The following is a 12093-nucleotide window of genomic DNA, read 5'->3' as shown; positions in this document are numbered from 1 at the left end:
AAAGGCAAATTGCAAGGTTCGCAAAGTTGGAATAGGAATCTTAGCGTAAAATCCTTGCGGACTTTGCGGTTAGATTGAAAGTGAAATTACTCACACCAGGATTTGTAATACTGACCGTCGTCAAGTCCCATGGCTTCTTCTGTAACCATAAGCGGACGGAAAGTATCAACCATAACGGCTAATTCCTGTGTTTCTGTGTGGCCAATGCTGCGTTCCATTGCGCCTGGCGCTGGACCGTGTGGGATTCCTTTTGGGTGTAAAGTGATATGACCCTGCTCAATATTGTTACGGCTCATGAAGTCACCATCTACATAATATAAAACTTCATCAGAATCTATATTACTATGATTGTATGGTGCCGGAATTGCTTTCGGATGATAATCGTAAAGTCTTGGGCAGAAAGAACAAACGACAAAAGTGGCCGTTTCGAATGTTTGGTGTACCGGAGGTGGTTGGTGAACACGTCCCGTTATAGGTTCAAAATTATGAATCGAGAATCCGTATGGGAAATTGTAACCGTCCCAGCCCACAACATCAAATGGATGTGTAGCATAAACCACTTCGTGAATCATGCCTTCTTTTTTGATTTTAATTAAAAAATCACCTTTTTCGTCATGTGTTTCCAATTCACTTGGCAAAATAAAGTCGCGTTCGCAAAATGGCGAATGCTCTAAATGTTGTCCGGATTGGTTTTTGTAACGTTTTGGAGTGTAAAAAGGAGAGTAGGATTCGACATAAAAAAGTCGGTTTTCTTCGGTCTCGAATTCGATTTGGTAAATAATGCCTCGTGGAATAATCAGGTAATCGCCATATTCAAATGGAATGTTACCCAACATGGTTCTTAATTTTCCTTTTCCTTTGTGGATGAAAAGCATTTCATCAGCATCGGCATTTTTGTAGAAATAATTTCGAAGTGATTCTTTAGGAGCTGCCAGTCCAATGATACAGTCTTTATTAACCATCATGGCTTTACGGCTGTCCAGAAAATCATTTTCAGGTTTTAATTCAAAACCTTTAAAAAGTAATGATTTTATATTTTTTCCGATGGCAATTTTTGGCTCAACGGAATAGGAATTTAAAATTTCTTTTACCTGAGTAGGTCTGTGAACATGATACGATAATGACGAGTGTCCATGAAAACCTTCGGTTCCGAATAATTGTTCGTAGTAAAAACCTCCGTTAGGTTTTTCGAATTGTGTGTGTCTCTTTTGAGGGAAGTCTCCAAGTTTGTGATATAATGGCATGGCTTTTCTATTAGATAATTTTAAAATTAGATAATTTGAAAATTTGAATTGTGTGAACAGATAACCAGCTCAATTTCTTAAAATTGACTAATTATCTCAATTCGATAGCTTCACTCAGGATTTCTCTTGATGAGGAATTGAAGATACTCTAATAAACCTGTCCATTTTGTTTTCATTATAACAAATGTCGTAATTTTTGCTCAGTAAAATTATAAATTATATCATTTATAAACGTGATTTATTTTAATTTTTTTTGATATAATTTTTAAAAGGTAAAAAAATAGCACCATTTTGTTGAACTATTCTTCGCTTTAATGCTAAAATAAAAACCCAATACTGAACCAAGTGTAGCTTTTAGACATTTCAGGAGACCAGGATTGTTTAATCTCGATTGGACCAATGATGGTTTCCAATCCGTAACCAACAGCATATCCGGTATATTTTGGCATTGAAATCCAGTCAACCTTCGTGAAAATATCATCTCCCAAGTTGGCAAAGTTAGCAGAAAGATTTACGTGATTCTTTTTGAAAATTTCATAATCGAGAGTAATTCCCGTTTTTATAAAACTGTTTCCGGCTATACTTAGAAAATCGTATCCATAAAAATAATTGAAGTTGTTGATTTTGCTATAGCCGTATCCTCCGAGTATAAAGTCGAAAAACGGAACACTGTCGCTGCCAATGTTAAACCCCGCGTCGGCATCAATTTTGATAGTTGCTTTTCTAAAAAACGTTTTTACAAAAGAAATTTCGGCCTTTGCAATCGAGAAAGGTTTAAATTGTCGCGTATAATCAGATGACGCTAAGTAGGTTTGTAAATCGGTAGAGAAGTACAAGCCGGAGCGAGGGAAACTTTTACTGTCGAATGAATCGTATTTTAAATAACCAAAAAGACTAAGATAGCTGCTCTTTTCGATAGTGTTTACTGTGTTGGTAAGTGTTGGAGAGTCTATTTTTAAGTATTTGTACTCAAAGCCTCCACCCATTAAAAATTTTTGTACAAAGATGGTTTGAAAATAGGCCTGATTGGTAATGTCTAAAAAGTCAACATTAATCAGATTTACATTTGGATTCTGCGCCGTTAAGGTATTAATACTAGTAGTGACATTTCGATTGAATTGATTTAGACGGGACTGAAATCCAAAACTGATATTAAAACCGTTTTCTATATAATAGTTGAAGTCGTACCTGAAGTTATCTCCCAAAATAACGTCAAGCGAGGTAACATCATTTTTTAAAAAGGTCTTTTTGTGGGTAAGATTGAGCAGAATTCCACTTTTGTAGAGTCCGTCATAGTGCAGACCTAGTTTTAAAAAAGTCTGAGTGGGATTTTCTTTTAAAACTATATCAAGATCGTCCTGTTGGTCATCCGGTTGCAGGCAATAGGAAATGGTACTGAAGTTCTGGGTAGCATTCAGGTTATTGATTCCTCTTTTAAGATCGTTATAGGTTATAGTACTTCCGGGTTTAAAACGCAGCTTTCCACGAATGTATTCTTTCGTGTAATTCTCAAGATTTTCACTGTTTATTTCTTTGATCTGTAGTGTATCACTTGCGATTTTTAATTTGGGTTTTTTATAAAAATGAGCTTCATCGGTTAAAGATTTGATTCTTTCATAGACCGCAAAAGCTGCTTCTTCTCCTTTTCGGATAATTTCTTCTCCTTTGTCAAATGAAATGACACCATAATCACGAATGTCCGGTTTGATATAAACATCGGTATCCTTGATTTTGCTTTTCATTTTATCAATAGACTGCAGATTGGTAATTTGTACGAGTATCTTGGTGGCGTTTTTTAGGTTTTTACGATTCATAAGATCATCCTGAACATCGACACCAATGATAATATCAGCGCCCAAATTACGAACTTCTTTTATGGGATAGTTGTTGACCACACCTCCATCTACCAATAAATTTCCGTCGATTTCAACAGGGGTGAAGAGGGAGGGGAATGCTGAACTTGCCATCATCGCCTGAACGAGATTTCCTTTGTTTAGCAAAACTTCTTCTCCGGTTTCAATGTTCGTTCCAATACATAGAAAAGGAGTTGGAAGCTGATTGAAATCACGTACATGACGTACATTTCGGGTAAGATCGCTTAACAAATTGTAATTGTACATTCCTTTTGACAGGGCTTCCGGAATCCCGATTCTGAATTTACTGAAAGGCAACACAACGGCATACAACTCATCATTTTTTTTGCCATAAAAATTTTTGGACGATCGCGGAATGTAATCGTTGATGAGTTCATCAAAGTTGGTTTTCTTGAAGATAGAGTCGATTTGGGAGGCATTGTAACCGGAAGCGTAAAGTCCGCCGATTATAGACCCCATACTGGTACCGCCAATATAGTCGATTTTAATTCCGGCTTCTTCCAGAACTTTTAAAACTCCAATATGGGCGAATCCTTTGGCACCGCCACCACTTAAAACCAATCCGATTTTAGGCCTTTTAATAGTGTCCTTTTTCTGTTCCTGCGAAAATGTTTTTTGCGAATTGATCAGCAATAGCAAAAAGAAGAATAGAGTTGCACTGGAGATTGAAATAGAGAACTGCGAAATACAAAAGGCTTTTGTTTTCTGAAAAAACGGAATGACTCTAGAAGCGTCTTTTTCTAGTGGAGAAAAGAAACGTTCTAATGTGGTATTTTTGTAAAGCAGTTGATCTGTAGGCATAAAGATAACTAGTTGGTTTTGTAAAAGTCGACAATTTTTTTGGCTTTTGATACTCCTATTACATCAGATATTTCTTTTTCGGTTGCCAGTTTTAATCTTTTAACACTTTTAAAATGTTGTATTAACGTAAGCATTGTTTTTTCGCCAATACCGGGTATGCTTTCTACAGACGAGTTCAGTGCAGCTTTGCTTCGTTTGTCTCTGTGAAAAGTGATCCCGAATCGGTGCGCTTCATTTCGCAGCTGCTGAATCACTTTTAATGTTTCGGATTTTTTATCGAGATACAACGGAATTGAATCTCCCGGGTAAAACAATTCTTCAAGACGTTTTGCAATTCCGATGATCGCAATTTTGCCGCGAAGTTCAAGAGCGTCGATACTTTTTAATGCTGCAGAGAGCTGTCCTTTTCCACCATCAATGATAATTAATTGTGGCAATGGTTCATTTTCGTCCAGTAATCTTTTGTAGCGACGGTATACAATTTCGGTCATCGAAGCAAAATCGTCTGGGCCTTCAACGGTTTTAACGTTAAAATGGCGATAATCTTTTTTACTTGGCTTCCCGTCTTTAAAAACCACACAGGCGGCTACCGGATTTGTTCCCTGGATATTCGAGTTGTCAAAACACTCAATGTGACGGGGTTCAACAGGTAATCGCAGGTCTTTTTGCATTTGTGCCATGATTCGATTAGTGTGTCGGTCAGGATCTACGATCTGCAATTGTTTGAGCTGTTCAATTCGGTAGAATTTTGCATTTCGGATGGATAGCTCTAATATTTGTTTTTTGTCTCCTAATTGAGGAACGGTAGTTTTGATGTTTTCACCCAAATCAATTTCAAACGGAACGATGATTTCTTTAGACAATAACTGGAAGCGTTCGCGTAATTCGATAATGGCAAGTTCTAATAATTCTTCATCCGTCTCCTCCAGCTTTTTCTTCATTTCTAAAGTATGCGAACGGATGATTGATCCGTGTGAGATTTGAAGGAAGTTAACATAAGCTGCAGTCTCATCGGAAACAATCGAGAAAACATCAATGTTTGTAATCTTCGGATTGACAATGGTGGATCGCGACTGGTAATTCTCCAGAATTTCGATTTTTTCTTTTATTTTCTGGGCTTCTTCAAAACGCAAATCTTTTGCATATTGGGTCATCAGTCGTTTGAAGTCTTTCATACTTTCTTTAAAATTTCCTTTTAGAATTTCGCGGATTGCATCAACCTGTCTTTGGTAGTCTTCCAGAGATTCAAGTCCTTCACAAGGTCCTTTGCAGTTTCCGATGTGATATTCCAAACAGACTTTAAATTTCCCGGAATCAATATTGGATGGACTCAAATCAAAATTACAAGTTCGCAAAGGGTACAATTCTTTGATGAGATCTAAAATAGTATGTACGGTTTTGAAGCTGGTATAGGGACCAAAATATTCAGAACCGTCTTTGACCATTCTTCGTGTAGAAAATATTCTTGGAAAAGGTTCTTTTTTGATACAGAGCCACGGATAGCTTTTGTCGTCGCGCAGCAAAACATTATAACGCGGCTGTAATGTTTTAATTAAATTATTCTCCAGTAAAAGTGCATCCGTTTCTGTGGGAACTACGATGTGTTTTATGGTTACAATTTTCTTCACCAAAACGTTGGTCTTGGCAGTATCGTGTATTTTATTGAAGTAAGAGGAGACTCTTTTTTTTAAATTCTTGGCTTTTCCAACATATAAAATCTTCCCGTCTTTATCATAATATTGATACACACCGGGATTGTCCGGCAAGGTTTGGATTTGAAGATCTAAGGAAGGTTTTTGCATTCTGTTGTGTTTCTGGAGATGGTGTTGTGCTTTAGAAAGCTTAACATTGATTTAGTTTCAAATTTACTAAATCAAAAGAATAATTTCTATATTTAGATTTTATAATTCTACATGAAAAATAGTAAACCCCTGATAATTTTTGGCGAAGCAATTCTGCCGGGAGAGAGTAAAACAATAAACGTTGAAATTGCACGTCTGCATACCACTACAAAATTGAATATTCCGGTTATCGTACGCCGTTCAAAAATCGAAGGTCCGGTCGTTTTATTTTCTGCAGGAATTCACGGTGATGAGATTAATGGCGTTGAAATAGTTCGACAGCTTATCAGCAAAAAAATCAACCGTCCTGCTAAAGGAACTATTATTTGCATTCCTATTATCAATATTTACGGTTTTGTAAATAAATCCAGAGAATTTCCGGACGGACGTGACTTAAACCGCGTTTTCCCGGGAAGTAAAAAAGGATCTTTAGCAAGTCGTTTCGCTTATCATATTGTAGCAGAAATTTTGCCGATTATTGATTATGCTGTCGATTTTCATGCCGGAGGAGCGAGTCGATTTAATGTGCCGCAAATCAGGATTACGGAAAATAATCCGGAGCTGAAAGAACTTGCCGATGTTTTCAATGCGCCTTTTACGTTGTATTCTAAAAATATTAGCGGTTCATTCCGAAGTACCTGTGAGAAAGCCAATATAAAAATGCTGCTTTTTGAAGGCGGAAAATCTTTGGATATTAATGATACGGTAGCAAATGAAGGAGTGATGGGAGTGAAGCGTTTGCTGCATTATTTGAATATGCTGGATTCTAAACATCTTGTCGAAGCAGCGGAAGATCCTTCTATCTACATTAGAAATTCGGTTTGGCTGCGTGCGAAGTGCTCAGGATTGTTACATGATTACAACAGGATTGGACGTTTTGTAACGAAAGGTACTATCCTGGCCATTATTACCGATCCGTTTGGTAAATTTGAACAAAAAGTAAAAGCACCGCACGACGGATTTGTGATCAATGCCAATCACTCACCCATCGTGTATGAAGGAGATGCGATTTACCACATGTCTAAAAACAGAGACGAGTATGCCGACGAATAAAAAAGAATTAAGAGTACACTATAAAAATCTTCGAAAAGAACTTTCAGAAAATGATCTCGAAGAGAAAAGTCTGGCTATTGCCAATAATTTAATCCAATTGCCCATTTGGGATAAAACCTATTATCATGTTTTTCTTCCGATTGAAGAACAGCGGGAAGTAAATACAGAGTACGTATTGCATTTGCTTTCCGGAAAAGATAAGGAAATAGTAGTTTCAAAAAGTGATTTTGACACTCGGGGTATGACGCATTTTTTGTTGACGGATAATACCAAAATTAAGAAAAATGAATACAACATTCCTGAACCTGTAAATGGTTTGCAAGTTCCTTCTGAAACGATAGAGGTGGTTTTTGTACCGCTTTTGGTTTTTGATGTTTCTGGGAATCGGGTAGGTTACGGAAAAGGGTTTTACGATAAATTCCTGTCAGAATGCAAACCGGAAACCATTAAAATTGGACTTTCTTTTTTTGAAGCTGAAGATCAGATTGAGGATGTCTTTGAATCAGATGTGAAACTGGACTATTGTGTGACGCCTTTAAAAATTTATACTTTCTGATTATAAGTCATAAATATGGTATAAATAAATTTAAATTTTGCGTGATCTTGAATTTAATTTTGCTTATATCATGAACACAATTTTGAATGGATTGATACAGATATAAAAAATCCCAAATGCCATTTTAAGATCGGTATTTGGGATTTTTTTATTGTTTGTATTCCAGGTTTTAGAATTTGATTTTTTTTTAATTGGAATTTAATTTTTTACTTCTCGAATGGTCGAGGCATCAATCCAGCCTTCCGTTCCATCAGTTAATTCGATTTTTTTCCAGCTTCCAACGGTTTCATTAACATAAACTTTTGCACCTTCGTGTAATAAGAATATGGCTGAACCAGATTTTTGAGGCTCACTTCGAACTTCACTTAATTCAGCAAAAACAATGGCAGGGCGATCGTTATCGAAATGATTTTTTTCAGACATTCCTGCCGAAACACTTAAAAGCAAGGCAATCAAAAGAACAAACATTCCAATGAAATAGATTCTTTTTGACAGTGTAAGCTGTGAGAAGTAATATCCGATAAAAGTCAGTAAGAAAGCAAATGCGATTGCGATAGAAATTATTGCCCAGGTATTGTAATCGAAAATTCCGGTAAAATTCTGAATCAGTTTTGCAAAACCTACTTTTGGAACTTCTTTAATTTCATCAATAGTTAGCTTTTTGGCAAATTTTAAGTTGTTTAAGGTCTCCGGATCATGTGGTTTTAAAACCAGTGCCTTTTCGTAATTATAGATCGAAGGAGCTACTTTATTTAATTTATAGTAACTGTTCCCTAAATTAAAATACAACTCTGCCGATTGCTGCTTATCTTCTTTGATAATACTTTCATAAACATCAACTGCTTGCTGATACTGCCCTTTTTGATACAGCGCATTTCCTTTTTCAAAGCTGCTTTGAGCAAAGAAGACTTGAGTAATTAATAAAAAAAGGTATACTATGTTTTTCATTTTATGGTCATTAAACCTAACAGGCCGTTTAGAGCCATCGGGTTTTGTTTTAATTTAAACGATTTGTTTCTCTAAGTCCGAAATGATCAGAACAGCTTTGTCAAAATCCTGTTGGATTGATGTACTCGATGCCGGAGCATATCTCGCAAATTCACAGTTTTCAGTAAGATTAATAAAACTTTGAACCGATTCAGGATTGGCATTTCTGGACAGCAGCAATTCGCTAATATTATCTTTGCTCATTTCTGAGGTCTCGATATGCAGTTTTGCTTTTAGGAAATTGTGCATTGCTTTCTCCAGAGCAATATAAAATGCTTCTTTGTTGTTAAGTTGTTTTTTAGCTTCAGATAAATACTTCTTCGCCAGTTTATTGTTCATTTTAATACGGTTTCCGGTCACGTCACCGTCAATCGCTTCTTTTCGTTTCTTAGCCAAAATGATAATTGGCAGAATTACGAAAGGCAGGAACAATAGTGTGTAATACAGATTAGAACCGTAAAAATCTTTCTTAGCAATCGAAACTAAAGTTGTTTTAGGTTTGATGTATTTAAACTGTTCTGTTTTGGCAATGACATTTTTAGACGCATGTGCAGGAGCATTCGCTGCCGATGGCATTGGGCCGTCCAGAACGTCAATCATGATTTCTTGTGAAGTGATCGTTTTGTACGAACCTGTGCTCAAATCAAAATAAGAAAACTGCATTGGTTTGATTGCATATTTTCCTTTGTATTGCGGAATAATGGTGTACTTGTCGCTTATTTTTCCGGACATGCCTGAAAGTGACGTGGTTACTTTTTCATCGTGAACCGGATCGTACATTTCTAAAGCATTAGGAACGACAGGTTTTGGCAAAGTAAACAATTTCATGTTTCCGTTTCCGGCTGCACTCACAAACAGGTCAAGACTTTCTCCGCTCTTTAAGGTTGTTTTAGAAGGGGTCACTGTAAAATTAAATTTACCCACAGCACCTCCAAAACCTTCCGGTTTGGTAGCTTCCGGTAAAGGTCGAACGTTGATTGTTTTGGCTCCGGCCGAAACTACTTTGTTGTCGTCGCTTACAATCATCTGACCAAACATATCACGACGGTTGGTAGGCAATTGCACACCTATGTCCAGTGAAAGCGGTTCGATGGTAAGTCTTCCTGATTTTTGTGGGTATAGAATGGTCTTTTTCAAGACTACATAATAACATCTTTGCCCTTGATAACTTCCCTGCTCAACAGCAAGTTGTTTGATATCGATATTCTGATTCCAGAAGTCGTTGTATTTAGGTTTAGCCAGCTCTTTGAACCCGGTTACATTGATATAGTTGAAATACAATTTGTAAACAACAGTGATCGGCTCATTCAAATACGGATTTGTCTTTGAAATTTCAGCTACAAGATGCAGCATTTCATCACCTGTACTCGATCCCTGAGGTCTGTCATTAGGGTCTCTTTCCTGTGCAACGGCATTGGTTACCACAATTTTTAAAGGTGCCGTTTTGTAGATTTGACCATTGTACTCGATCGCAGCCTGTTTGATCGTTACAGTCCCTTTGTGGTCGGGCTGTAAAATATAAGAATAGATTTTTTGAAAAGAACTTCTTCCATTAATCCAGGATTGGCTTATTTGCTGGCTTGGTCCGGCTACAACTTTAAAACCATCAAAAGAAGGCTGGTCAAAGTTGTCTCCATCAACATTCATGATGAAGTCAATACGGAGCCTTTCATTTACTCCAAGCGTATTCTTGCTTACTTTGGCTTCAAATTGAACTTGAGCCATAAGCCCCTGAAAAGTGAATAGTAATAGAATTAAATATCTTTTCATTACTTGTTTAATCGGTTTGTTGTTTATGGTTTGTCGTTTGTTGTTTTTGGTTTACTGTCAGTTTAATAACGATGAACAATAAACTACAAACAATCTGTCTACCAGTCTTTTTCTGTTTTTTTCGGGTTACCTTTTACTTTTTGAGCGTTGACTTTGTCCTGAATTTTCTTTTCTTCGTTGTTTACGGCATCCAGTAAATTCTGAACTCTTTCTTTAGATATACCTCCAGGCATTGGTTTTGGCTCCCCTTTGTTGTCTGATTTGTCATCTTTCTTAGGGTCGTTTTTACCGTCTTTTTTATCTTTGTCTTTATCGCCTTTGTCGTCTTTTTTCTGATCGTCTTTTCCGTCCTTTTTGTCTTTGTTGTCGCCGTCTTTTTTCTGATCGTCTTTTTTGTCGTTCTTTTTGTCTTTATCCTTGTCCTTGTTTTTGTCGTTTTTCGGAGGATTTTCTTTTAGTTTCTGTTTTGCCAAAGCATAATTGTAACGAGTCTCATCATCGGTAGGATCGTTACGTAAGGCTTCTTTGTAAGCTTCAACGGCCTGTGTGTAATTTTTCTCTTTCATGAAAACATTCCCTAAATTGTGAAATGCTTTGTGTTTATCTGGTCTTGCTTTAGCATTTTTTATCGCTTTAGCGTAAGCGAACTGAGCTTCAGAAACCTGATTTTGTTTATAGATAGTGTTTCCCAGATTATAAGGGGCAGCTGCACGTTTTGGGAATTTTGATTCTGAAATTCTATAATTGGCTTCTGCGTCCGTAAATTTATTCTGCTTATATTCTTCATTGGCCTCAGGCAATGTCTTGTCTTTCTCCTGAGCAGAAACTGCTAAAGAAAATGTGAGTAAAATATAAAGAAGTAAATTTTTCATTCTAATTTTTTTATGTTTTGTTTCCGGTTTTATGGAAAACAATTATTTCTTTTCGTTAAATAAATTCAACTCTTTAATCCAGTTTGTTTTTCTTTCCAAAAGGAAAATGTCTAAAAACAACAACAGAAAAGCAAACCCGATGAACCATTGAAATTGTGATTGAAAATCGGCCATTTGAGTCGCTTCGAATTCTGTTTTCTGAATATTATTTAAGGCATTCTTGATGTATTCCAGAACTTCTTTGGTATTTCCGCCGTAAACATAACCACCTTTGGTCGCTTTTGCAATATTTTTTAAATCTTCCTGATTTAATTTTGTCGTAACGGTTTGCCCGTTTTGGTCTTTTTGATAACCTCTGACTACGCCATTTTCTTTTAATGGAATGGTAGCTCCTTTTTCAGTTCCAACGCCAATGGTAATGATTTTCATCCCCATTTTATTGGCCTCTTCTGCAGCGGCTGTGGCACCTTCAGAATGGTCTTCTCCGTCAGAAATCAGAATCAGTAATTTACTGGTTTTGCTTTTTTCGTCAAAATAAGTGGAAGATAATCTGATGGCCTCATCCAAAGAAGTTCCTTGTGAAGAAACCATATCAGGAGTCATGCTTTGCAGGAACATTTTGGCAACACTATAATCTGAAGTAATCGGTAAAACCGGAAAGGCGCTTCCGGCATAAGCAACGATCCCAATTCGGTCACTACCTAAATTGTTGATGATTTGAGAAACCAGCTGTTTACTTTTCTCTAAACGGCTTGGTGCCACATCTTCGGCAAGCATACTTTTTGAAACGTCAACGGCAAAAACAATATCGATACCTTCGCGTTTTACAGTTTCCATTTTAGTCCCAATCTTAGGATTTACCAATCCGATAATCAAACAGGCAAGTGCCAAAAGCAATACCGATAATTTTAAGACAGGTTTAAAAACAGAGCGCTCCGGGCTAAGCCTTTTTACCATTTCAAGATCACCAAATTCGCGCTGCTTTTTCTTTTTCCAATACATATTGAAAAGAAAAATGCACGCCACAATTGGGAGTAAGAATAAAAGGTATAAATATTTTTTTTCGTCTAATTCCATTTTTTGATTCTAGTTCTC

Annotated in this window: 9 protein-coding genes; 2 read left to right on the top strand and 7 right to left on the bottom strand. The window is 36.7% G+C overall.

Annotated features, from left to right (window positions below):
• Positions 1-86 precede the first annotated feature (86 nt).
• The 3 genes from ACAM30_RS06770 to uvrC form a co-directional block, all read right to left on the bottom strand.
• Positions 87-1244 carry a homogentisate 1,2-dioxygenase gene (locus ACAM30_RS06770; protein ID WP_369617786.1) on the bottom strand — a complete coding sequence of 386 codons (1158 nt, stop codon included), beginning with the start codon at positions 1242-1244 and terminating at the stop codon, positions 87-89.
• 317 nt (positions 1245-1561) lie between these two features.
• Complete coding sequence (locus ACAM30_RS06765) at positions 1562-3919, bottom strand: patatin-like phospholipase family protein (RefSeq protein WP_369617785.1); 2358 nt, start codon at positions 3917-3919, stop codon at positions 1562-1564.
• 8 nt (positions 3920-3927) lie between these two features.
• On the bottom strand, positions 3928-5721 hold the full coding sequence (uvrC, locus tag ACAM30_RS06760) for an excinuclease ABC subunit UvrC (protein WP_369617784.1): 1794 nt from the start codon (positions 5719-5721) through the stop codon (positions 3928-3930).
• Between the two features lie 111 nt (positions 5722-5832).
• On the opposite strand from uvrC, the gene ACAM30_RS06755 reads away from it, so the two are divergent.
• Complete coding sequence (locus tag ACAM30_RS06755) at positions 5833-6813, top strand: succinylglutamate desuccinylase/aspartoacylase family protein (protein WP_369617783.1); 981 nt, start codon at positions 5833-5835, stop codon at positions 6811-6813.
• Entirely contained in the window at positions 6800-7369 is a 570-nt protein-coding gene (locus ACAM30_RS06750) for a 5-formyltetrahydrofolate cyclo-ligase (RefSeq protein ID WP_369617782.1), read from the top strand. Before ACAM30_RS06755 ends, ACAM30_RS06750 begins: the two co-directional genes overlap by 14 nt.
• A gap of 198 nt (positions 7370-7567) precedes the next feature.
• On the opposite strand, the gene ACAM30_RS06745 is transcribed toward ACAM30_RS06750, so the two are convergent.
• The 4 genes from ACAM30_RS06745 to ACAM30_RS06730 form a co-directional block, all read right to left on the bottom strand.
• On the bottom strand, positions 7568-8317 hold the full coding sequence (locus ACAM30_RS06745) for a tetratricopeptide repeat protein (RefSeq protein ID WP_369617781.1): 750 nt from the start codon (positions 8315-8317) through the stop codon (positions 7568-7570).
• Positions 8318-8371: 54 nt separating this feature from the next.
• Positions 8372-10126 (bottom strand): BatD family protein, encoded by a 1755-nt coding sequence (locus tag ACAM30_RS06740; protein ID WP_369617780.1) that lies wholly within the window; start codon positions 10124-10126, stop codon positions 8372-8374.
• A 98-nt stretch (positions 10127-10224) separates the two neighbouring features.
• A complete protein-coding gene (locus ACAM30_RS06735) occupies positions 10225-10998 on the bottom strand; it encodes a tetratricopeptide repeat protein (RefSeq protein ID WP_369617779.1) in 774 nt (257 codons plus the stop codon).
• A 42-nt stretch (positions 10999-11040) separates the two neighbouring features.
• The gene (locus tag ACAM30_RS06730) at positions 11041-12075 is read right to left on the bottom strand and encodes a VWA domain-containing protein (RefSeq protein WP_369617778.1); all 1035 of its coding nucleotides are present in this window, start codon (positions 12073-12075) and stop codon (positions 11041-11043) included.
• Between the last annotated feature and the right edge of the window lie 18 nt (positions 12076-12093).

Source organism: Flavobacterium sp. CFS9 (assembly GCF_041154745.1).
Classification (GTDB): Bacteria; Bacteroidota; Bacteroidia; order Flavobacteriales; family Flavobacteriaceae; genus Flavobacterium.
This window is presented reverse-complemented; position numbering and strand designations above follow the sequence as displayed.

Coding starts and splice junctions, on each gene's coding strand:
- ACAM30_RS06745 (WP_369617781.1), bottom strand. CDS start 8,317: ATGAAAAACATAGTATACCTTTTTTTATTAATTACTCAAGTCTTCTTT.
- ACAM30_RS06750 (WP_369617782.1), top strand. CDS start 6,800: ATGCCGACGAATAAAAAAGAATTAAGAGTACACTATAAAAATCTTCGA.
- ACAM30_RS06730 (WP_369617778.1), bottom strand. CDS start 12,075: ATGGAATTAGACGAAAAAAAATATTTATACCTTTTATTCTTACTCCCA.
- ACAM30_RS06735 (WP_369617779.1), bottom strand. CDS start 10,998: ATGAAAAATTTACTTCTTTATATTTTACTCACATTTTCTTTAGCAGTT.
- ACAM30_RS06770 (WP_369617786.1), bottom strand. CDS start 1,244: ATGCCATTATATCACAAACTTGGAGACTTCCCTCAAAAGAGACACACA.
- ACAM30_RS06740 (WP_369617780.1), bottom strand. CDS start 10,126: ATGAAAAGATATTTAATTCTATTACTATTCACTTTTCAGGGGCTTATG.
- uvrC (WP_369617784.1), bottom strand. CDS start 5,721: ATGCAAAAACCTTCCTTAGATCTTCAAATCCAAACCTTGCCGGACAAT.
- ACAM30_RS06765 (WP_369617785.1), bottom strand. CDS start 3,919: ATGCCTACAGATCAACTGCTTTACAAAAATACCACATTAGAACGTTTC.
- ACAM30_RS06755 (WP_369617783.1), top strand. CDS start 5,833: ATGAAAAATAGTAAACCCCTGATAATTTTTGGCGAAGCAATTCTGCCG.